We start from the raw sequence: 19527 nt of genomic DNA, 5'->3' as shown, positions 1-19527 counted from the left end.
TCTTTCCCGGTCAAAGATTGACCAGATTGTAGGGCTTCCAGTGCTTTGTTAAAGTCGAACTCGTTGGACATGTGTCGTTCCTTTTGGGTCGTGATTATAGGAATGACACAGAATTTTTAACAGTCCCTCTCCTTCAGCGCTTTGGCCTTAATCTGTTCTTCTCCCTTTTCGAGGGCAATATCTCGCACGCTGTCGAAGTCGTTTTCCTCCCCGCAAGCAGTGCACTTAATGAGGTCTCCCGATTGATACTCACGCTCCTCCTCAGCTTGCAAGGCCGCGTCGCAGAAGAGGCAGGTAACCTCAACCCTAATTGGTTTGATGTCCATCAGTTGTCTCCGTTGGTAAGTCTAATAACTAATGTAGTGAAGGCGACCACAGCGCCGAGCAGAACAAAAAGCCCCTTATGCTCTTCAATGTAGTCAGAGACCCTTTTGGGAGCCGAGCGTTCGTGCTTTTTCTTCTCTTGTGCAAGTTTCGATCTGGCTGCTCCCGCACCTTTTGCAGTCAACTTAAGCCCGTTATGGTTGCTGCCTTCCAAGTATGCATATTCTATCCACCCCCGCGCATAGGCTTTGTCGGCCAATGCTTTTAGTTCTTCTATAGTTGGTTGTAGGCTGTAACGTTCGTAGAGCTGCTCAACGAGCCGGTCGTCGGCACTAAAGTGCACATTGCCGTAAAGCTTACCTTGCTCTTCGCTTAGCTCAATAATGTGCTGAAGAAGCTTTATTTCGTCCATCGGAATAGAGGTCCACAGGTTTCCATGCACTGATGGTAAGGCAGTATAGGATAAAAGCAAACCGGTGGATTTATGCGTCTTTTAGCCCCTCCCAGCCGCCTCTCAGCCCCCGCCAGTCCACTTCACCATAATCGAAAGACGCTATAAGCTGTGCAAGGTCCCCGACAGGATACTGTCCCTGCGCATAACGTTTGGTCTCACCCATATGGTCTGGTTCGTGACCGATAATGGCCTGGGTCTGCTGGAGGTGTAGCCCGAGGTCCTTCAGTGCTCGTGTGGTAAACCCGTGTCTCATGCTGTGGAACGACTTGGCAGCTGGACCCCAGTGTGGCAAGTAGGTGTTCCGGTAGTGGCCATTGAACCACTTGGAGGCTCGCTGCGGCCCGTCGTCGGCCTCGTTGGGTCTCGGGAGGACGTGTAGATGGCCTTGATTGTGGAGGTCGCGCAGATAGACCTCAAATCCCAACGTGAGCAATACCGGGTGCACAGGGACCAATCGGACGCCTGCAGCAGTCTTCACACTCTTGCCGTTTTCCTCGTTGATGGAGATACACAGAGCACCGTCGACCTCTCTGATGTCATCCAGAGTCAGTTGTGTCAGTTCTCCGATTCTCGCTCCGGTTAACAAGCCGAGGACTATCAGCCACCACCAGCTGCGACTCCCATGTTCTCCAGATCGGTAGGTCTCATCTGTAAACAGTGGGGAAGATAGCAGCTCCTGTACGTCATCACAGCGGAGGGCGACCCGCTTCCTTGGCTTCTCTTCCAGTCTCAGCGAGTTACCAGACCACGGGTTGGTCCCGCTACACATCTCCTGCTCGGCTGCCCAGCCCCAAAGAGCCTTCAGTCGCTTTATGCGGTCGTTAATAGTCGTATTGGAGAGCAGGAGGTCGGTCGGGATGTCCTGCTCGACTACCTGCTGAATTGGCATACGCTTGTAGGGCAGGCGTACCGTCCGTCTATCAGGGATTCTCAGGAGGTAGCCTTGGTGCTCACTGGCGTGGGTTGGCCTGATGTCGTGAAAGTGGACGCCAGGGAACAGTAGGTCGAACTCAGTGAATGCCTCCCGGTATTTCCGAACGTTCTCCGCCGAGGTGTCGCGGCTCAGCACTTCCACCGCTTCCTCTAACGTATCTGATACCAGCCTTGGATTAGGCGCGGCGGGGAAGACCTGCAGCGGGGCAGTGGGAGGGGCTGCCGGAGTGCTGAGTGTGGGCGATGGCGCGATGACTGGAGAAGGCAGGAGGTCTGTTGATGGTAGGGCGCTGGGGGTGGCTAGAAACAGCTGTCGGTGACCAGCAGGTAGGTCATCAGTCACTGATTGCGGACACTGGGCCAGCAGGGATTCTTCATGCAGCTGTTCAACCCGATGCCTTAACGCCTTCACTAGGGCGCTGCCGGAGACGCCAAGCCTCTTGAGTTGATTACTCAAAGGGTACAAGGCGGCAATTCGATAGGCGGCTGCTTGCTCATCATTGGTCTTTAGCGAGACCCGCACGAGCTGCTTGTTGATTCGGCGGGAGAAATAGAGCGTTCCGCGCTTAAGGTAGAGATATGGAGTGCCATTTTCGGTCCGCATTGGAGTATGCCCTCAGTAGGTACAAAGTAGGGGCAAGCACTTCCGAAACGTGGCGTACAAACGAAAAAAAGCCCCGTAGATGGTAGTCTACAGGGCTTTCTCTTATATGGCTCCGCCTGCTGGGCTCGAACCAGCGACCCAATGATTAACAGTCATTTGCTCTACCAACTGAGCTAAGGCGGATTGGTATGTCTTGCGCAGTTTCCTGTAATTCAGGAGGGGTGGGTTGTCCCCGCTGCTCAAGATGGCGCGTATATTATAGAGCGATCTGCGGCTCGTCAAGCGCTGTTTGAAAATAATCTGAAAAAATTAAATTGTTGATTTTTAAGGCAAAACTGGCGAATTAGTGTTCCAGGCCGGCTTTTTGCAGCCAGCACAGGGTTGCCAGTGGGGCATAGGCGCTGAACGTAAGGAAAAGCCCAAGATCGGGGTGGGTCGAAGCTATCCAGGCCAGGGGTGTCAGCCAAATCAAGTTGATCAATGCGGTCGCGATACTGACATGGGCGTGTGACTGAAGTTTACGGCTGAGGATCTGGTAGCAGTGGCTTCTATGTGCCTGATGCCAGTTCTGCCCCGTCAATATCCGAGTGAGAAGCGTCCAACTGGCATCCACAATAAAGACGCCCAGCAGGATCGCCCAGCTCCACAGGTTTATTTCGTGGTTGGCTGCAAAATGCAGCGCCAAGACACCAAGCAGTAATCCCAAAAAGCCACTGCAGCCATCACCCATAAAAATTTTCGCCGGTGCCCAGTTCCAAATCAAAAAGCCCAGCAAGGGGGCGGTTAGAGCAAGCAGCCAAAGCCCTTGATGGTCACCGGTTAACCAGAGGATGGCGCTCGCCCCGAGCAGTACGCTGCAGGCTTCCGCAGCGGCAATACCATCGATACCGTCCATAAAGTTGTACAGGTTGATTAACCAGCACAATGCTAAGGTCAGCACTGGCAGCGCAAATCCGGTCAAGGACAGTTCACCCCAGAGGGTTGGCAAGTGAGGTATTGTCGGCAGCAGCGAAAGTGCCAGCAACGATGCGATAAAATGTACGCCAAAGCGCCAGCGGCTGCTGAGCGGTGAGTGGTCGTCTGCCAGGCCAATGGCGGCAACCAGACTGCCGCTCAGTATCAGGCCGGTCGATGTTTGCCAGTCGAGCAGTTGCCAGTAACCTGCCGCGGCCAGCAATAGCAAGCTGGTCAATACAATCGAGATGCCGCCGCCGCGCGGCGTTGGAATGGTGTGTGAACTCCTTTCATTGGGATTGTCTATGACCCCTCGGTTCAAGGCATAGCGCCGATACTGGCCTGTTATTATCCAGCTTAAGAGGAGTGTCAGCGCGAATACGCCGGCGTACCAGTCCCAGGGAAGGGTCTTCATGCGCCTTCACCGGGTAAGTTCAGTATTGCTCGCGTCTGCTGGTCATCCACTTCCAGGTTGCCGCAGAGTTTATTAATGGCTTCGCGCTTGCCAAGCATTCGTCCGGCAAATTGGAGCAGGGGTGTCGGAACCGGGACCAACAAGGCTCTTCTATTGGTCTGTTTGGCCAAGCGTCGAACCAAGTCTGCCGTGGAGATTGGAGTGCCATTGCTGACCAGAAAAATTTGCCCATTGATTCCTGGTTGTTCGCAGCATTTCGTCAATATCGAGCACAAGACTTCCAGGTCTACGATGCTGCGACGGTTACGAATACTGTTCAGCGGCAGAGGAAGTCTGAGTTTGATCGCCCGTGACAGGCTGGCGATATTGCCCTTGGCATGTGGAGCGAAAATCAAAGGTGGGCGGACAATGACCAACTCCATGCCCAGCTCATCACAAGTGGCTGTTAACGCCTGCTCAGCTTCCAGTTTGCTAATGCCGTAAGCCCCACTGGGGGTGGGGTGGGATTTCGGGCAAAACGGGGTTTCGCCGCTGGAGTCCCCGTTGACCTTGATGCTGCTTAAGTAAATGAAGCGCGCAACGCCGGCTTTGGCTGCAGCCCGGGCAACCGACGCGCTCAGGTCAACATTGATGTCACGATATTGCTGCAGTTGCGCCAGGGAATCACTGCTGTGCGTCTTGCCAATGGTATGAATGACGCACTTACAACCCGAAAGTGGTTTTTCCAGTGCCGCCTCGTCGAAAAAATTGGTGGGGCGGCAAAGCTCAACCACGCGGTGACCTTGCTCAGTAAGGCTGGCGCAAAGTGCGCGACCAACAAACCCGTTGGCACCGGTAACGGCAATCTGCATGGTTTCCAGGCCTCCAGCGGGCTTAACGACACAACTAAACGGTGAAGGCCGGGATTTTACTCCTTCTATATATAGAAGTGGTAGTCTGGATGGGTTCAAGATGGAATGGGGAAAAGCCAAAAAAGGGGCTTGTCAGTGCCAAATCGGGCTGGTAAAGTACGCGCCTCTTTCGAGCAGTGGCCACTCTGGCGGGCTCAGGAAGTGTATTTATAGGACTATAGCTCAGTTGGTTAGAGCGCTACCTTGACATGGTAGAGGTCCCCAGTTCAAATCTGGGTAGTCCTACCAAATTTCCGCCTGTTGCTGCTTGTCAGCAGCAGGCTTTGATAAAGACCCGCTTTTCAGCGGGTTTTTTCGTTTGGGATCATTGCCCGCCAACGAATGTTTGGCCGTGCAACTGATTTGAGTTGCGCTCCGACCAACGCGGTGGAGTGAATTAGGGAGAGCAGAGATGCAGCCGAAAATCGCCATAATTATGGGCTCCAAGAGTGACTGGCCAACCATGAAAGAGGCGGCCGATATCCTCGATAAGCTGGGCGTGGACTATCATGTCGAAGTGGTTTCGGCGCATCGCACTCCCGATAAGTTAATGAGTTTTGCCGGCTCAGCCGCCGATAACGGCTATGAGGTGATTGTGGCAGGCGCCGGTGGTGCAGCGCATTTGCCGGGCATGGTAGCTTCCAAAACCCGCTTGCCGGTATTGGGTGTTCCGGTTCAGAGCAAGGCATTGAGCGGTCAGGACAGTCTTCTCTCTATTGTACAAATGCCTCGCGGGGTTGCCGTAGGTACCTTGGCCATTGGTGGTGCAGGGGCCTTTAACGCCGGATTGATGGCGGCCCAGATTCTGGCAAACAGCGATGCAGAGCTGGCCAAGCGCATCGACGCCTTCCGCCAGGAGCAAACCGATACGGTCCTGTCGAGTCCGGATCCCCGGGCGTAATCGCGCCACATAGTCCGTATAAATAGCAGCAGAACATTCGCTGGAGGTAGCCATGAGCAAGGTTTGGATTTTGGGTCACGGTCAGCTTGGCAATATGCTCAAGCATGCGGCGATGCCGCTGAGCGTGGAAGCGATACCTGTCGATATTGATGCTAAGGATATTCCTGATCTGCAGCCCCAAGATGTGGTAACCGCCGAGCGTGAGCTCTGGCCCGATACGCCGGTGACCGAGAAGCTTGCCCAGCACCCCAATTTTATTAACCTGCATGTGTTTTCCCGCCTGGCGGATCGCTACACGCAAAAGCAATTGCTCGATGACCTCGGTCTCGCCACGTCTCCCTGGAAGTTGGTGGATGATTCACTGACTGCTACCCAGGTGTACGCAGAGCTTGGCGAGCGGGCCTTGATGAAGCGCCGTACGGGCGGCTACGACGGCCGCGGGCAATTTTGGCTGAAGCAATACGAAGGCACAGAAATTCCCGATGACTGGCGCAATGAGGCTATCGTCGAGCAGGGCATCAACTTCGACGAAGAGATGGCCATCGTCGGCGTGCGTGACCGCCAGGGCAATAAGTTCTTTTACCCGCTGACACTGACCTTGCAGGTGGATGGCGTGCTGACCGCTTCGGTGGCGCCCCTGCCGCGGTTGACAATGCTTCAGCCCAAGGCCGAGGCTATGTTGGGCAAGCTGCTCGATGGTCTGGACTACGTCGGTGTTATGGCGATGGAGTGCTTCCGCGTCGATGACGAACTGATTGTCAATGAGCTGGCGCCACGGGTGCACAATACCGCTCACTGGACCCAGGCCGGTGCCAGTGTCAGCCAGTTTGAGAGCCATATGCGCGCTGTCGCCGGTGTGCCGCTCGCCCAGCCCCAGGTTAAGGGGCTCAATGTGATGATTAATCTATTGGGCACACCTCGCGACGAGCGCTGGTGGGCGATCTCCGGAGCTGAACCCTATTGGTATGGCAAAGAGGTGCGCGAGGGCAGAAAGGTCGGCCACATCACCTTTACCCACAGTGGCGACAAGAGCCTGATTCAGGGATTGGATGAGCTAAAAGAGCAACTCCCAGAGCGCTATTATCAGGTGATCGACTGGGTTGAAGCTGCTGTTGAGGGCGGTTCTGACGCCTGATAGCTGATTTCCGGGCTGGCGCCCTTGATTTTTGCGAGGTTGCCCTGGATTTTTGACAGGTGCCGTAGCCAGCCCTGGCGCTCTTCTCTATAATCCCTCCCTCGCTCCGGCCCAGCGTCGGAACTATGGAGTCCGTTCGGACAAAAACTTCACGTGGCCTTACGTAGGGGTCACCACTGAACTGGAAAGTAAAATGCCTGTTATTACCCTTCCCGATGGCTCGCAACGCGAGTTCGATAAACCCGTTTCCGTTATGGATGTTGCCGCCGATATCGGTCCTGGTCTGGCCAAAGCCACCATTGCCGGCCGCGTCAACGGTGAGCGCGTGGATGCTCACGACATCATCAGCGAAGATTCCGAGCTGACGATATTCACGGCCAAAGACGAAGACGGTCTGGAGATTATTCGCCACTCCTGCGCGCACCTGCTGGGGCACGCCATCAAGCAGCTGTGGCCCGATGTGAAAATGGCCATTGGCCCCACCATCGAGAACGGTTTCTACTACGACGTCGACCTCGACCATATGCTCACCGAGGACGATATGGCGGCGCTGGAGAAGCGCATGCTGGAGCTGGCCAAGACCAACTACGACGTTGTGAAAAAGACGGTCAGCTGGCAGGAGGCTCGCGAGGTGTTCGAAGCTCGCGGCGAGACCTACAAAATGGAAATTCTGGACCAGGACATCGACAAAGGTGACCAGCCTGGTCTTTATCATCACGAAGAATACGTAGACATGTGTCGTGGCCCTCATGTGCCCAACATGAAATTCTGTCACTACTTCAAGCTGATGAGTGTCAACGGCGCCTACTGGCGCGGTGATTCCGACAACAAAATGCTGCAGCGCGTTTACGGCATTGCGTTTGCCGATAAGAAGCAGTTGAAGGCTCACCTCAAATTCCTGGAGGAGGCGGTCAAGCGCGATCATCGTAAGCTGGGCAAGAAGTTTAATCTCTTCCATCTGCAGGAAGAGGCGCCAGGTATGGTGTTCTGGCACCCTCGTGGCTGGTCCATATATACCGCCATTGAAGAGTATATGCGCAAGTTACAGCGCGATAATGGCTACCAGGAAATCAAGACGCCCCAGGTTGTCGATCGCACCCTGTGGGAGAAGTCGGGTCACTGGGACAAGTTTCGTGAGAATATGTTTACCGTTCAGTCAGAGCACCGTGACTACGCGGTTAAGCCCATGAACTGTCCCTGCCATGTGCAGGTGTTCAATCAAGGGCTGAAGAGCTACCGCGACCTGCCACTGCGCCTGGCGGAGTTCGGCTCCTGCCACCGCAACGAGGCCTCCGGTACTCTGCAGGGCATTATGCGGGTACGTGGCTTTACCCAGGATGACGCCCACATATTCTGCGCCGAGGATGACATCCAGAGCGAGGTGTCCATCTTCACCGACCTGCTGTACAGCGTCTATGCGGATTTCGGCTTCGATGACGTCATCATCCGTATCTCTACCCGCCCTGAGCAGCGCGTGGGCAGCGACGAGGTGTGGGATAAGGCGGAAAAGGCATTGATGGATGCGCTGGACGCCAAAGGTCTCGGCTGGGAATTGTTGCCGGGCGAAGGGGCCTTCTATGGTCCCAAGATTGAGTTTTCCCTCAAGGATTGCCTTGGCCGGGTCTGGCAATGCGGTACCATTCAGGTGGACTTCTCCATGCCCGGTCGCCTGGAGGCGCAGTACGTGGCTGAAGACGGCTCCCGCCAGACGCCAGTGATGCTGCATCGGGCCATTTTAGGCTCTTTCGAGCGTTTTATCGGCATTCTGATCGAGAACTACGAGGGGGCATTCCCCACCTGGTTGGCGCCTGAGCAGGCCGTGATCATGAATATTACTGACAATCAGGCCGAATATGTGCAAAAAGTCGAAGAATCCTTGAGAAACAAGGGCTTCCGGGCTATTTCTGACTTGAGAAATGAGAAGATCGGCTTTAAAATCCGCGAGCACACAATTCAGAAGATCCCTTACCTGCTCACAGTGGGCGATAAGGAGGTCGAAACAGGGTCCGTCAGCGTGCGCACGCGCACCGGTGAGGACTTGGGTTCGATGAGCATCGATGCATTTGCAGAACTGTTGGCCGCGGACGTAGCACGTCGCGGCCGCTCGTCGTTGCAGGCCGATTAAGGTGTGGGGCAGGCCCGGCCATTGCTGAAATGGCAGGGCTGTCACTCCCGGCGGTCAAACTTTAGGAGATTAATACTATCAAACGAGATAATTCCAAAGGACGTTCCAAAAAGGCGCCAATTAACGATCAAATCGAAGCAGATCAGGTTCGCCTGATTGGTGCCAGCGGTGAGCAGGTAGGCATCGTATCCTTGGAAGACGCATTGCAGAACGCCCAAAGCGCGGGTCTTGATCTGGTGCTGATGAACGGCGAATCAGATCCTGTAGTCTGTAAAGTGATGGACTACGGCAAGCACTTGTTTGATATCAAGAAGACAAAGGCTGCGGCGAAGAAGAAACAGCGCCAGCAGCAGATCAAGGAAATCAAGTTTCGCCCAGGGACGGATATCGGGGACTATAAGATTAAATTGCGTAATCTTACTCGGTTCCTGGAAGATGGGGACAAGGTCAAGGTATCCCTGCGATACCGTGGTCGCGAAATGGCTCACCAGGAGCTCGGCATGGAGATGATGAAACGCATCGAAACCGATCTGGAGGAGCTTGGCACTGTGGAACAGCATCCGAAGATGGAAGGTCGTCAGCTGCTCATGGTTATTGCCCCCAAAAAGAGAAAGTGATCGGGCTTTTAGCTGCCTAGATGACTTTATATGGCGCTTTACCAGAACTCGTCATTGCGTGTGAGTGGTATTAATACGCAGTGGCGTTTTTAGTTTCTGGTTAGTGATTTTTATTAACGTTAGAACGAGAGTATTCTCATGCCAAAAGCTAAAGTACACAGTGGTGCTGCAAAGCGCTTCAAGAAATCTGCTGGTGGTTACAAGCGCAAGTCCGCTAACAAGAGCCACATCCTCACTAAAATGACCACCAAGCGTAAGCGTCAGCTGCGCGGTACCAGTCTGGTCGATGCTTCCGATAAGAAAGCTATCGATCGTATGCTGCGCGCCAACTAATTGGCCTGTCACAGACTTACCCATTTTTAGAGGATATTTACCATGGCTCGAGTAAAACGTGGTGTAGAGGCGCGTCGTCGTCACAAGAAAATCTTGAAGCAGGCCAAAGGCTACTACGGTGCGCGTTCTCGCGTATTCCGCGTTGCCAAGCAGGCCGTGATCAAAGCGGGTCAGTACGCTTACCGTGACCGTCGTGTCAAGAAGCGCAACTTCCGTGCTCTGTGGATCACCCGTATCAACGCTCAGTCCCGTGCTGAAGGTTTGTCCTACAGCCGCCTGATCGCTGGTCTGAAAAAAGCGAACATCGAACTGGACCGTCGCGTTCTGGCCGATCTGGCCATTCACGACAAAGTTGCGTTTGCTGCGATTGTTGCTCAAGCAAAAGCAGCCCTGGCCTAATCGGCCGGCAACGTCGTCACAGTACGATTGCGAAAAGGGAGGGGCTGTTGGTTCAGCGCCTCCCTTTTTTATTTACAGGACTTTATTTAGGACAATTTATTGGCATTGGCTCGACACAAAGCCAGGCGTAGGTTGGATTAGTCGCGCAGCGACGTAATCCGACACTGCAGACGGACGGCAGGCGAACATAGTCACAAGCCAACGAACCAAACCCAATAAATTGTCTCAACATACAAACTTATAACTTCTCATTTAACGGGAGTTCTTGATGGAAAATCTGGCAGCGCTGACCGACGAGGCGCTCAAACTGGTGGCCGACGCCGAAGATCTGGCGGCACTGGATCACGTGCGGGTCGAGTATCTGGGCAAAAAGGGCCAGATTACTGCCTTGCTGAAAGGCCTGGGCAAATTGTCTGCTGAGGAGCGTCCTGCAGCCGGTGCCAAAATCAATGAGGCCAAGCAAAAGGTCCAGCAGCAAATTGGCGAGCGCAAGCACGCTATGGAGCAGGCTGCGGTGGAGGCCAAACTGGCCGAAGAAACTATTGATGTCACTTTACCAGGCCGTGGCCAGACCAACGGTGGTCTGCATCCGGTGACTCGCACCCTGGAGCGTATGGCCAACATCTTTAAGGCCGTTGGCTATGATGTGGAAGAGGGGCCGGAAATCGAAGACGATTACCACAACTTTGAAGCGCTGAATATTCCGGCTCATCACCCCGCTCGTGCCATGCACGATACGTTTTATGTGGACGCCACACACGTACTTCGCACGCACACCTCTCCGGTGCAAGTGCGAACTATGGAAAATAAAGAACCACCTATCCGAATTATCTGCCCTGGCCGTGTGTACCGCTGTGATTCCGATCTGACCCACACGCCCATGTTCCACCAGGTGGAAGGTCTGGTGGTGGACAAGAACATCAGCTTTGCCGATCTGAAGGGCACCGTTGACCAGTTTCTGAAGGCCTTCTTTGAGGCTGACGTACCGGTGCGTTTCCGCCCCTCTTACTTCCCGTTCACTGAGCCTTCGGCAGAAGTCGACATCCAGTGCACCAACTGTGGCGGTGACGGATGCCGCGTGTGCAGCCACACCGGTTGGTTGGAGGTGATGGGCTGCGGTATGGTGCACCCGAATGTCTTCCGTGCCAGCGGCGTAGATCCCGAGGTTTACACCGGTTTCGCCTTCGGTATGGGTGTCGAACGTTTGGCGATGCTGCGTTACGGGGTTAATGATCTGCGCATGTTCTTCGAAAACGATCTGAAGTTCCTCAAACAGTTCTGAGGAATCTAAAAGGCGTAGGTCGGGTTAGGCGCAAAGCGCCGTAACCCGACTTGGGAAACAAACAACGTTAGAAAAGACTATGAAACTTAGCGAAAAATGGTTACGCGAATGGGTTAACCCCAACCTCACGACTGAGGGTTTGGTTGAGCAAATCACCATGGCGGGTCTCGAGGTGGATGCCGTTGAGCCGGTTGCCGGCGAGTTCTCCGGTGTGGTGGTCGGCGAAATTCTGGAAGCTGAACAGCATCCGGACGCCGACAAGCTGCGGGTCTGTAAGGTTGCCGGTAATGGCGACGAAGTCTGCCAGGTGGTTTGTGGAGCGCCCAATGCCCGCCCCGGCATCAAAATTCCGTTTGCGACCGTTGGCGCTGCGTTGCCGCCCGGTGAAGACGGCAAGCCATTCAAGATTAAAAAAGCCAAGCTCCGCGGTGTCGAATCCTTCGGCATGCTCTGCGCGCAAACTGAGTTGCAGTTGGGCGACGATGATTCCGGTCTGTGGGAGCTTGCCGAGGATGCACCGGTAGGCGCGGATCTGCGCGAGTATCTCGACTTGAACGACCAGTGCATCGAGGTTGATCTCACGCCCAACCGCAGCGACTGCCTTTCGATGAAAGGCATTGCCCGCGACGTAGGGGTTCTTAATCGAAAAGAGGTTATTGAGCCAGTCATAAAGGCCGTTGAGGCCCAGATCGAAGACACCATTAAAGTGTCTCTCAATGCCGGCGAGGCCTGTTCCCGCTACGTCGGTCGCATCATTCGTGGCGTTGATGTTTCCAGACCAAGTCCCTTGTGGATGCAAGAGCGCTTGCGCCGTGCCGGTCTGCGTTCCATTGATGCGATTGTGGATGTGACCAACTACGTCCTGCTGGAGCAGGGCCAGCCCATGCACGCTTTCGACTTGAATACCCTGCGTGGTGGCGTTCAGGCCCGTATGGCGGATCAGGGCGAGAAACTGACCCTGTTGGACGGTCAGGAAGTTGAGCTCAACAGCGATACCATGGTGATTGCCGACGATGAGCGTGCCATCGCTATGGCAGGGATTATGGGCGGCAACGACACCGCTGTGACCGGCGAAACCAAAGACATTCTGTTGGAGAGTGCATTCTTCCATCCGATCGCCATTGCCGGCCGCGCCCGTAGTTATGGTTTGCACACGGATTCTTCCCACCGCTTTGAGCGTGGTGTTGATTATAAGCTGCAGGAGCAGGCAATCGAGCGAGCCACTCAGCTGCTGTTGGATGCCGTCGGCGGTCAGCCTGGTCCCGTTATGGTCACCGAAAACGACCAAATTCCCCAGGATCGTGAAGTGACTTTGCGCCGCGAGCGCATCAAGTCCGGCCTTGGTTTTGAAATGAGCGATGAGGATGTTATCGATATCCTTACCCGTCTTGGCCTGGAACTGTCCGTCAAGGCCGATACCGGCTGGCGTTTCCGCGTGCCCAGCTACCGCTTTGATATCGCTATCGAAGAAGACCTGCTGGAGGAGCTGGCCCGGGTTTATGGCTATAACCGTTTGCCCACCACCAGCCTGACCGCTGATCTGAGTATTCTGCCCCAGAACGAAACCCGCGTGGGTCTGAGTGCTGTTCGTAGCCAGCTGGTTGCCCGTGGCTATGAGGAGGCGATTGCCTACAGCTTTGTTGAGCCCAAATTGCAGCAGATGTTTGATCCTGAGATCACGCCGGTGCCCCTGCAGAATCCCATCAGTGCCGATATGGCGGTGATGCGTACCAGCCTCTGGCCGGGTCTGGTATCTGCTCTGCAGTACAATCTCAACCGCCAGCAGCATCGGGTCCGTCTGTTCGAGACCGGTCAGCGTTTTATCCCCAAAGGCGAAGGCGTTTCCAACCTGGATCAGCAACCAGTGATTGCCGGCCTGATCTACGGCTCTCGTCTGGAGGAGGCCTGGACGGCGAAGGCGGAAAACGTCGATTTTTACGACATGAAGGGTGATCTGGAATCGGTACTGGCTCTGATGGCCGATGAAGCCAGCTTCAGCTTTGAGGTGGCCCGTCACCCCGCATTGCATCCGGGGCAGTGTGCCGCCGTAGTACGCAATGGCGAGCAGGTGGGTTTTGTGGGAGCTTTGCACCCCAAACTGCAGCAGGAGCTGGGTTTGAATCAGTCGGTTTATCTGTTTGAAATCACCCAGGCCTCTGTCGCCGAGGCGCAGTTGCCGAGCTTCCAGCCGCTGTCTAAATTCCCTGAGGTTCGTAGGGATATTGCGGTTATTGTGGACCAGAATATCAACGTCGACAGCCTCCAAAACACCATCTCTGCGGCCGCCGGAGAGCAGCTTACAGAGTTAAAGGTGTTTGACGTGTATGTGGGCAAAGGTATTGATCCACATAGAAAAAGTGTCGCCCTGGGCTTGACCTTTCAGCATGCTTCACGCACTCTTACTGAGGACGAAATTAATGCCTCCATGGATGCCGTGATCAAATCCCTGGAGGAGACGTTTAACGCTTCCCTGAGGTAAGAGGGGCAGACAGAGGCGTAGGCTATGTCGGCACTGACCAAGGCGGATCTGGCGGAAATGCTCTATGAGGAGCTTGGCTTCAACAAGCGTGAGGCCAAGGAGCTGGTGGAGCTTTTCTTCGAAGAGATCCGCACCTCCCTGGAGACCAACGAGCACGTGAAGTTGTCGGGTTTCGGCAACTTTGATCTGCGCGACAAGACCCAGCGGCCGGGCCGCAACCCGAAAACGGGCGAAGAGATCCCCATCTCTGCCCGCCGGGTGGTGACATTCCGCCCGGGGCAAAAACTCAAGGCTCGAGTAGAGAACTATGCTGGAACCAACCAATAACGACGAGCTGCCGGTTATCCCGGGCAAGCGCTACTTCACCATTGGTGAGGTCAGCGAGCTGTGCGCGGTCAAACCCCATGTTCTGCGTTACTGGGAGCAGGAATTCCCCCAGCTGACACCGGTTAAGCGCCGCGGAAATCGCCGCTACTACCAGCGTCAGGACGTTCTCACCATTCGCCAGATTCGCTCCTTGCTCTACGATCAGGGCTTCACTATTGGTGGTGCCCGCCAGCAAATGAGTGGAGACAGTGCCCAAGCGGACGCCAGTCAGTTTGGCCAGCTGGTTAATCAGATGATCAACGAGCTGGAAGAGGTTCTCGACGTACTCAACGGTCCTTGAAGCTGTCACCGTGAGCACAGGCCTGCTGCCGATAAAGTGCTTGCAATCAAATAGAATTCGGGTATGATGCAGCCCTCTCACCCCAAGGGCTAAAGCGAGTCAAATCAATGACTTAGCTTGTTCTTCACCAAGAAGAAGTCCGAAACGGCGATTTGTTTCAAGCAAATCCCAACTCTTCTCGGAGTGTAGCGCAGCCTGGTAGCGCACCATACTGGGGGTGTGGTGGTCGTCGGTTCAAATCCGGCCACTCCGACCATATTTTCCTTAAGAATCAGCGACTTAGTGTCGCTATTTTTTTGCCTGGACAAAAGTGGACAAAGCTTTTGGCGCAGGTGGACAAAACTCAAAATTGCCCCTTCAGGATCTCAGTTGGTAGTGACAGTTCGACCTCTGTCCAGTGGGTCTCGTGACCCTGCTGGTAATGCCTGGTGATCTTCTCGTCTGTGTGTGCCATCAGTAGCTGAACGTCCTTTCGGCGCTCCTCTCCAAAAGCTTTATTGAATAGATGACTGCCAAGGGCTCTGATTTCGTGGAAGCTGGGTCGGGCGCTAGGAGAAACACTATTGAAGTCGCCGCATTCGTCTCGCGTTTCAGCAAAAGCTCGGGTGAGGTAATCGGGTAGTACCTGGTTGGCGTGTTTCCGGCTATCGCCCTTGATCTTTCTTTTTGGTCTGAAGTGAATGATGTAGGGGCACCGTGCGTGCTTTAGGCTTGTCTCTCGAGCGTCATTGATCAGTTTGCGCAGGATCGGTTGCTCATCCAGGTTCCAGCTCAGGTTGCTAGGGTCGGCTCGAAACTCCGCCTGGCTCAGCTGAGCATGGCTTTTGTTGATCTGCTTCCGGAGATAGTTGCTGGCTACGTGTTCATCGAAGCGCAGGTCGCAGATATCCCCGCGGCGCATGGTGGTGACCAGAGATATGCCCATGGCCGTCTGTAGGAAATGCCAACCTTTGTTGCCGGCATGATGGTAGATGCTCCAGAACTGCTCAATGGAAAGCCTCAGGCGCCTTTTGCCGGCGCGAGCCCGCATGGCTACCTGGGGCTTGCTGTCGTCGGTAGAAAAGGGGTTAGCCTTTAGTTTAGGGCACAGCTCTCGCGTAATCAGATGGTTAAAAAATCGCTTGAATTCGGCACGTCTGGCTCGCTGGGCGTTTCCTGTGAATTTGTCCCAGTATTTCTGCATGTCGAGCAGTGTGACCTGGGTGACGCTCGTGTGCGCAAAATCCTTTGATAATCGCCTGAGATATCCCTTCCTGTCTCGCCAGCTGGCTTTCCGTGCAAGATACGGATCCCTTGATTCTCGCTCTCCAATGAAGTCCTCAACGTGGCGTTCAAAGCTCGTGCGGGCTGCCTTTTGCGCCCTGGCTTGGGGGGTGGGTAATTCAGGGTTTGACCGCTCCAGGTTGAGCTGTGTGGCCAGTGCGATCGCTTGGTCTGTAGGCGCTTCAAAGTGGAAAAAAGTGCCGTTGGCCTTTTTGTATCGCCAGCGGTTAGCGATTTTGCGTTGATGCTGGTAGAGGTTTTCAGGCAGTTCCTGGCCTTCAAAAACCCTTTTCTTGGTGCCCATGTTGGTATCTCGATTTTAGTCCATCCTGTTGATCATAGATGACTGAGTGTTTTTTAGTCAACTTAGGCGGCCCTGGCTTTGTCTAGCAGCGCCTGAAAGTCGTCCTGGGGTGTGGGTTCTGGAGGCTCGGGATCGGTGGCGTCATCTGCCTCAATTTCGGTGTTTGACTCGAGTAGCACAGCAGTTCTGTCTGGATCCACAAACAGTTTGCCTCCAATGATTCTGCCGTGGATCACCTTGGTTCGGATCCACTTTTCGACGGTGCGAGGGCCAACCCCTCCCTCGGGGAAGACTTCGCGAATCCATTGTTGGGCAGTGATCAGCTTAAGCATCTTCTAAATTAACTGTCTGGGTTCAAGGTTCAATCAGTTGTAGGGAGTTGCGTGGCCGGTGGACACGAGCTTGTCATTGATGCTGACGCCGTTCTTCCTGACTACAGCTAACCATCGCCCGTATTTTCCGGTCTTATCTTTAATGGTATTCAAAACGACTGACTGCCCCAGTATTTCCGACCTTAGCCAGTCGCGGGCATCGATTCCGGCCGATCTTGATTTGCCTCTAACCTCTGGAGCGTTAATTCCGAAGAGTCGAATTTTCTGACCTCTAAGCCAAACTCCCAGTCCCAAATCAATATCAACGGTAACCGTATCACCGTCATATACACCGGTTACAGTTGCTGAGTACGTATACATGACATTGTCAGCCTTGCTTTGTTTGATGGGGCTCGAGTTCTGCTTCAAGTTCATCGATTTTTCTTTTCGCTCTGAGGAGCTCCTCTGCAGCTTCCAGGATTGGGTGTGAGTCAAATGGAGTATCAGATTGGTGAAGTAACTCTTTGAGCTTAAATGCTGTATTTTCCATGCTCATGGCGCGGGTATACAGTGGCTCTCTTTTTTCTTCCGGAAACTTTTCCCAGCAATCCGTTGTGCCTGCCTTTAAAATATAGTTTCCATATGAGTTACCAAAATATTCTCCGTAGCTTTCAGTGAAAAATGGTATGGATTGGCTCAGAGATGTTTGGCTTAGGCTGTCGGCCCAAAGGGGCATGTATGCGTTAAAGCTAATGAGTCGAGTGTTATGGTAAGACCGAAAATAGTGGCATATACAGACGTAGTAGGTGAAGTGTCCGATCGCGGATTTAATTGCTTTGGTCGGTTTTCCTCCACAGGAAATTTTCTTGTGTAGCTTCGATAACTGTTGGTGGGATAGGCTTTTCGCGTCTTCCCAGCGGCAAAAGGTTAAGTGTCGTCGAATTTCATTATTCGCATTCTTGGTGTCTTCATCTGGCTGAATGAGTTGGATTGTGTTCATGTTTTCTCCTGGTGTTTCACTGAAGTGTTAATATTTTTGTCCATATAGGACTCTAATCTATAGAGTGATTTGTACATTACCGCTCGATAGCGGCCTTAAATTGCTCCAGCCTCTCGGTGCACTGAGCGATAGTCAGCTCCAGATCCGCAACCACCTCAGAGCAGGGTACAATCCTGGTTTCACAATTCCTTTCTGTCCGGTAGTCAGCAATCTCATCTTCGCTGTAAATTCCGGCCTCATGTAGGTTGCTGGTATATCCACAAAACTTGGGGCGGTACCAATATCCGTTTTTCTTGAGAAGGTATTTCATATTTCTTTTACCACTCATTTCCGCTTTATAGGATCACTTCAAAGAATCCCAGCTGGCCCTTGTACGGGATCGGCTCCATCGGTACCGGGTTCTCAAGTTCGAATCCCCACTGGTCCTTCATGTGCCAGGGTGAGCCGGTCACCCGGCTGCAATCTACCATTTCTACCTGACCGACTATCGCGCCCCGTGGCAGCTCTTTCAGTGGAGGCAGTGTGAGAGGTCTCAGACTGTCATCCAGTGCCAGTTTGGCAAACGCAGCCGCCTCGAAGTACTCGCGCTGGGTGCAACCTTTGGAGGCATGAATCAGCAGAGGCCCGGTGTAGTTCGTGTGCCAGGTGCGATTCTCAATGTCCTTGCCAGCATGGAGTATTAACCATGCCCAGGGCTGCCTGATCGATAGTGCTTTCATTGTTTCTCCAAAGTCGTACAAGACCGCTCTACAACAGAGCGTCCGCAATCTCGATTATCAGCTTCGGGGTTGCCACCTCTTGGAAAGCGGAGTGGTCCTGATCCTCAATGCCGCCCAAATCTTTGGTGGCTTCGATAGCCATTTCTCGGAGCAGCTCTAACTCCCGCTTCGCTTCTTCTTGAGTCATTTCTATTGCTCCAAAGTCGTACAGATCAGCAAAACACTGGCTTATAGCCTTGCGATTTATCCGTCGCAAACCAGCGGCGAATCTCCATCTCTACAATTTGAGGGTCCCAGTCCTCCAGAGGCTGGCACAACGAAACCATGTCATCGGCTATCTCTCGGTATGTCCAGCCCTCGAACTCGATGCCATTGTATGTCGCGTTTCGAATTGACTCGCCAACAGCCTCATAAACGGCCTCATTCTTTGGCGGCATCGGCGGCTGCTCAACTGGTGAAACCCAAGTCATCAGCGGGAAATCTTGGCGCTGGCCGCCAAAACCTTCCTGCTTTAGCGCATTGCATACCGCATCCGCCGCTGCTTCAGATTGATGCTTGTCGGTGCTGATGTTGTCGCCGTAAGGACTGCTGCATACGCCTCTTGGCCACAGTGCATTTGATTGATATTCCATATTCCTTTTACCACTCATTTTCCGCTTGTTAGACGTAGTTATAGAGACGCCCTGGCCAGATCGGTGAGAGGGACGGACCCTTGTCTCCAATTGGGAGGACGCCTTTATAACTACGCCACTGGTACAGGACCGCGAACTAGGGGGCCTTATCCAATTTTCTGGTGTCGTACTTCTGAATACCCCAGACAATCGCACGGAGGCACCAAATGAAGCGGAAGGTGTATTCGGTCAAGTCGCGCTCCCAAAAGTCGACGAACTCATGCCCATAGTCAGATTTGAATGAAGAAGCTGCCTGCCTGGCTGGATGCTCGCCATCTTCAGACCAGTAGAGAACTTCCGACTTGATCTGCTTCCAAACGGCTGCCTTTACTTCCTCTGCTGACAGCCCTTTGTCTGTGTCCTCTTCGAACTCCCATTCGTCAAAGTCCTCTTTGATGGTGCGATCAAAAACATCGCTCTCATACTTTTCAAAGCCACCATGGGTGTCGATTGACTCAAGCTTTTCACCCCAGTATCCAGGGTTAATGTTCAGCTCACCGTCTTTGCTACGGAAGAAATCGAACATGTCTAACAGGCGCCGAAAAACATAAGTGCCGCAGTCACCAGTGATGCACAGATAGCCCGGCCAGGTGATCAGGTCAAAACGATAAAATGACGACCCGTTTTCAGTGAAGATTAGGTGGCGCATATTCTCATCATCCTGAAGAACGTCCATTGTGTGATTTTCTACATCCTTCAGAAATCTTTCTTCATTGCACTTGTTCATGTTGTTTTCCTTTAGTTGTA

The 19527-nt window shown here is 53.6% G+C and carries 24 protein-coding genes and 3 tRNA genes; 12 read left to right on the top strand and 15 right to left on the bottom strand.

Going from position 1 to position 19527, the window contains the following annotated elements; genetic code table 11:
* Window positions 1–116: 116 nt before the first annotated feature.
* The 6 genes from HBA55_RS35170 to HBA55_RS35145 form a co-directional block, all read right to left on the bottom strand.
* Complete coding sequence (locus tag HBA55_RS35170; RefSeq protein WP_167000464.1) at window positions 117–326, bottom strand: hypothetical protein; 210 nt, start codon at window positions 324–326, stop codon at window positions 117–119.
* On the bottom strand, window positions 326–736 hold the full coding sequence (locus HBA55_RS35165; RefSeq protein WP_167000462.1) for a hypothetical protein: 411 nt from the start codon (window positions 734–736) through the stop codon (window positions 326–328). The genes HBA55_RS35170 and HBA55_RS35165 overlap by 1 nt, the downstream gene beginning before the upstream one ends.
* A 70-nt stretch (window positions 737–806) precedes the next feature.
* Complete coding sequence (locus tag HBA55_RS35160) at window positions 807–2315, bottom strand: site-specific integrase (RefSeq protein WP_167000459.1); 1509 nt, start codon at window positions 2313–2315, stop codon at window positions 807–809.
* Between the two features lie 107 nt (window positions 2316–2422).
* Window positions 2423–2498: transfer RNA gene (locus HBA55_RS35155), tRNA-Asn, on the bottom strand.
* Between the two features lie 160 nt (window positions 2499–2658).
* Entirely contained in the window at window positions 2659–3684 is a 1026-nt protein-coding gene (locus tag HBA55_RS35150) for an MraY family glycosyltransferase (RefSeq protein WP_167000457.1), read from the bottom strand.
* Window positions 3681–4535: an NAD-dependent epimerase/dehydratase family protein gene (locus HBA55_RS35145; RefSeq protein WP_167000455.1), complete on the bottom strand. Its 855-nt coding sequence runs from the start codon at window positions 4533–4535 to the stop codon at window positions 3681–3683. The genes HBA55_RS35150 and HBA55_RS35145 overlap by 4 nt, the downstream gene beginning before the upstream one ends.
* A 211-nt stretch (window positions 4536–4746) precedes the next feature.
* Here HBA55_RS35145 and HBA55_RS35140 point away from each other — a divergent pair.
* The 12 genes from HBA55_RS35140 to HBA55_RS35085 all read left to right on the top strand — a co-directional run bounded on the left by HBA55_RS35140 (window position 4747) and on the right by HBA55_RS35085 (window position 14768).
* Window positions 4747–4823 (top strand) — tRNA-Val (locus HBA55_RS35140).
* Window positions 4824–4986: 163 nt separating this feature from the next.
* A complete protein-coding gene (gene purE / locus HBA55_RS35135; RefSeq protein ID WP_167000453.1) occupies window positions 4987–5475 on the top strand; it encodes a 5-(carboxyamino)imidazole ribonucleotide mutase in 489 nt (162 codons plus the stop codon).
* Between the two features lie 52 nt (window positions 5476–5527).
* Window positions 5528–6610, top strand: coding sequence for a 5-(carboxyamino)imidazole ribonucleotide synthase (gene purK, locus HBA55_RS35130; RefSeq protein ID WP_167000451.1), 1083 nt, complete (start codon window positions 5528–5530; stop codon window positions 6608–6610).
* A 193-nt stretch (window positions 6611–6803) separates the two neighbouring features.
* A complete protein-coding gene (gene thrS, locus HBA55_RS35125; RefSeq protein ID WP_167000449.1) occupies window positions 6804–8735 on the top strand; it encodes a threonine--tRNA ligase in 1932 nt (643 codons plus the stop codon).
* 68 nt (window positions 8736–8803) lie between these two features.
* Entirely contained in the window at window positions 8804–9352 is a 549-nt protein-coding gene (gene infC, locus HBA55_RS35120; protein ID WP_476704296.1) for a translation initiation factor IF-3, read from the top strand.
* Window positions 9353–9490: 138 nt separating this feature from the next.
* The gene (gene rpmI, locus HBA55_RS35115) at window positions 9491–9685 is read left to right on the top strand and encodes a 50S ribosomal protein L35 (protein WP_167000447.1); all 195 of its coding nucleotides are present in this window, start codon (window positions 9491–9493) and stop codon (window positions 9683–9685) included.
* Between the two features lie 42 nt (window positions 9686–9727).
* On the top strand, window positions 9728–10084 hold the full coding sequence (gene rplT / locus HBA55_RS35110) for a 50S ribosomal protein L20 (RefSeq protein ID WP_167000445.1): 357 nt from the start codon (window positions 9728–9730) through the stop codon (window positions 10082–10084).
* Between the two features lie 268 nt (window positions 10085–10352).
* Window positions 10353–11366 (top strand): phenylalanine--tRNA ligase subunit alpha, encoded by a 1014-nt coding sequence (pheS, locus tag HBA55_RS35105; RefSeq protein WP_167000443.1) that lies wholly within the window; start codon window positions 10353–10355, stop codon window positions 11364–11366.
* A 79-nt stretch (window positions 11367–11445) separates the two neighbouring features.
* Window positions 11446–13845 carry a phenylalanine--tRNA ligase subunit beta gene (pheT, locus tag HBA55_RS35100; RefSeq protein WP_167000433.1) on the top strand — a complete coding sequence of 800 codons (2400 nt, stop codon included), beginning with the start codon at window positions 11446–11448 and terminating at the stop codon, window positions 13843–13845.
* Window positions 13846–13869: 24 nt separating this feature from the next.
* Entirely contained in the window at window positions 13870–14172 is a 303-nt protein-coding gene (ihfA, locus tag HBA55_RS35095; RefSeq protein ID WP_167000418.1) for an integration host factor subunit alpha, read from the top strand.
* Window positions 14153–14512 (top strand): MerR family transcriptional regulator, encoded by a 360-nt coding sequence (locus tag HBA55_RS35090; RefSeq protein WP_167000416.1) that lies wholly within the window; start codon window positions 14153–14155, stop codon window positions 14510–14512. The genes ihfA and HBA55_RS35090 overlap by 20 nt, the downstream gene beginning before the upstream one ends.
* A gap of 179 nt (window positions 14513–14691) precedes the next feature.
* A tRNA-Pro gene (locus HBA55_RS35085) sits at window positions 14692–14768 on the top strand.
* Between the two features lie 87 nt (window positions 14769–14855).
* Here the strand turns inward: HBA55_RS35085 and HBA55_RS35080 are convergent.
* The 9 genes from HBA55_RS35080 to HBA55_RS35040 all read right to left on the bottom strand — a co-directional run bounded on the left by HBA55_RS35080 (window position 14856) and on the right by HBA55_RS35040 (window position 19507).
* The gene (locus HBA55_RS35080; RefSeq protein WP_167000414.1) at window positions 14856–16079 is read right to left on the bottom strand and encodes a site-specific integrase; all 1224 of its coding nucleotides are present in this window, start codon (window positions 16077–16079) and stop codon (window positions 14856–14858) included.
* Window positions 16080–16141: 62 nt separating this feature from the next.
* Window positions 16142–16411, bottom strand: a complete 270-nt coding sequence (locus HBA55_RS35075; protein ID WP_167000412.1) for a hypothetical protein — start codon at window positions 16409–16411, stop codon at window positions 16142–16144.
* Between the two features lie 33 nt (window positions 16412–16444).
* Window positions 16445–16825 (bottom strand): thermonuclease family protein, encoded by a 381-nt coding sequence (locus HBA55_RS35070; RefSeq protein WP_206020114.1) that lies wholly within the window; start codon window positions 16823–16825, stop codon window positions 16445–16447.
* Window positions 16779–17390 carry a hypothetical protein gene (locus tag HBA55_RS35065; RefSeq protein ID WP_167000409.1) on the bottom strand — a complete coding sequence of 204 codons (612 nt, stop codon included), beginning with the start codon at window positions 17388–17390 and terminating at the stop codon, window positions 16779–16781. The genes HBA55_RS35070 and HBA55_RS35065 overlap by 47 nt, the downstream gene beginning before the upstream one ends.
* A 76-nt stretch (window positions 17391–17466) precedes the next feature.
* Window positions 17467–17700 carry a hypothetical protein gene (locus HBA55_RS35060; protein ID WP_167000408.1) on the bottom strand — a complete coding sequence of 78 codons (234 nt, stop codon included), beginning with the start codon at window positions 17698–17700 and terminating at the stop codon, window positions 17467–17469.
* A 25-nt stretch (window positions 17701–17725) separates the two neighbouring features.
* Complete coding sequence (locus HBA55_RS35055; protein WP_167000407.1) at window positions 17726–18109, bottom strand: ASCH domain-containing protein; 384 nt, start codon at window positions 18107–18109, stop codon at window positions 17726–17728.
* Window positions 18110–18137: 28 nt separating this feature from the next.
* Entirely contained in the window at window positions 18138–18296 is a 159-nt protein-coding gene (locus HBA55_RS35050) for a hypothetical protein (protein ID WP_167000406.1), read from the bottom strand.
* Window positions 18297–18321: 25 nt separating this feature from the next.
* A complete protein-coding gene (locus HBA55_RS35045; RefSeq protein WP_167000405.1) occupies window positions 18322–18741 on the bottom strand; it encodes a hypothetical protein in 420 nt (139 codons plus the stop codon).
* Between the two features lie 136 nt (window positions 18742–18877).
* A complete protein-coding gene (locus HBA55_RS35040; protein ID WP_167000404.1) occupies window positions 18878–19507 on the bottom strand; it encodes a hypothetical protein in 630 nt (209 codons plus the stop codon).
* Window positions 19508–19527 lie beyond the last annotated feature (20 nt).

This window comes from Pseudomaricurvus alkylphenolicus (genome assembly GCF_011683955.1).
GTDB classification, from domain to species: Bacteria; Pseudomonadota; Gammaproteobacteria; order Pseudomonadales; family Cellvibrionaceae; genus Pseudomaricurvus; species Pseudomaricurvus alkylphenolicus.
Note: the sequence above shows the minus strand (reverse complement) of the source record. Positions and strands in the feature narration are given on the sequence as shown.

Bases quoted from the DNA above. Each gene is read 5' to 3' on its own strand.
- purK (WP_167000451.1), top strand. From the start codon at position 5,528: ATGAGCAAGGTTTGGATTTTGGGTCACGGTCAGCTTGGCAATATGCTC.
- HBA55_RS35075 (WP_167000412.1), bottom strand. From the start codon at position 16,411: ATGCTTAAGCTGATCACTGCCCAACAATGGATTCGCGAAGTCTTCCCC.
- HBA55_RS35165 (WP_167000462.1), bottom strand. From the start codon at position 736: ATGGACGAAATAAAGCTTCTTCAGCACATTATTGAGCTAAGCGAAGAG.
- ihfA (WP_167000418.1), top strand. From the start codon at position 13,870: ATGTCGGCACTGACCAAGGCGGATCTGGCGGAAATGCTCTATGAGGAG.
- rplT (WP_167000445.1), top strand. From the start codon at position 9,728: ATGGCTCGAGTAAAACGTGGTGTAGAGGCGCGTCGTCGTCACAAGAAA.
- HBA55_RS35070 (WP_206020114.1), bottom strand. From the start codon at position 16,825: ATGAACTTGAAGCAGAACTCGAGCCCCATCAAACAAAGCAAGGCTGAC.
- HBA55_RS35150 (WP_167000457.1), bottom strand. From the start codon at position 3,684: ATGAAGACCCTTCCCTGGGACTGGTACGCCGGCGTATTCGCGCTGACA.
- rpmI (WP_167000447.1), top strand. From the start codon at position 9,491: ATGCCAAAAGCTAAAGTACACAGTGGTGCTGCAAAGCGCTTCAAGAAA.
- purE (WP_167000453.1), top strand. From the start codon at position 4,987: ATGCAGCCGAAAATCGCCATAATTATGGGCTCCAAGAGTGACTGGCCA.
- HBA55_RS35145 (WP_167000455.1), bottom strand. From the start codon at position 4,535: ATGCAGATTGCCGTTACCGGTGCCAACGGGTTTGTTGGTCGCGCACTT.
- HBA55_RS35060 (WP_167000408.1), bottom strand. From the start codon at position 17,700: ATGAAATACCTTCTCAAGAAAAACGGATATTGGTACCGCCCCAAGTTT.
- thrS (WP_167000449.1), top strand. From the start codon at position 6,804: ATGCCTGTTATTACCCTTCCCGATGGCTCGCAACGCGAGTTCGATAAA.
- HBA55_RS35090 (WP_167000416.1), top strand. From the start codon at position 14,153: ATGCTGGAACCAACCAATAACGACGAGCTGCCGGTTATCCCGGGCAAG.
- HBA55_RS35170 (WP_167000464.1), bottom strand. From the start codon at position 326: ATGGACATCAAACCAATTAGGGTTGAGGTTACCTGCCTCTTCTGCGAC.
- HBA55_RS35160 (WP_167000459.1), bottom strand. From the start codon at position 2,315: ATGCGGACCGAAAATGGCACTCCATATCTCTACCTTAAGCGCGGAACG.
- HBA55_RS35080 (WP_167000414.1), bottom strand. From the start codon at position 16,079: ATGGGCACCAAGAAAAGGGTTTTTGAAGGCCAGGAACTGCCTGAAAAC.
- HBA55_RS35055 (WP_167000407.1), bottom strand. From the start codon at position 18,109: ATGAAAGCACTATCGATCAGGCAGCCCTGGGCATGGTTAATACTCCAT.
- HBA55_RS35040 (WP_167000404.1), bottom strand. From the start codon at position 19,507: ATGAACAAGTGCAATGAAGAAAGATTTCTGAAGGATGTAGAAAATCAC.
- HBA55_RS35065 (WP_167000409.1), bottom strand. From the start codon at position 17,390: ATGAACACAATCCAACTCATTCAGCCAGATGAAGACACCAAGAATGCG.
- HBA55_RS35045 (WP_167000405.1), bottom strand. From the start codon at position 18,741: ATGGAATATCAATCAAATGCACTGTGGCCAAGAGGCGTATGCAGCAGT.
- pheS (WP_167000443.1), top strand. From the start codon at position 10,353: ATGGAAAATCTGGCAGCGCTGACCGACGAGGCGCTCAAACTGGTGGCC.
- pheT (WP_167000433.1), top strand. From the start codon at position 11,446: ATGAAACTTAGCGAAAAATGGTTACGCGAATGGGTTAACCCCAACCTC.
- HBA55_RS35050 (WP_167000406.1), bottom strand. From the start codon at position 18,296: ATGACTCAAGAAGAAGCGAAGCGGGAGTTAGAGCTGCTCCGAGAAATG.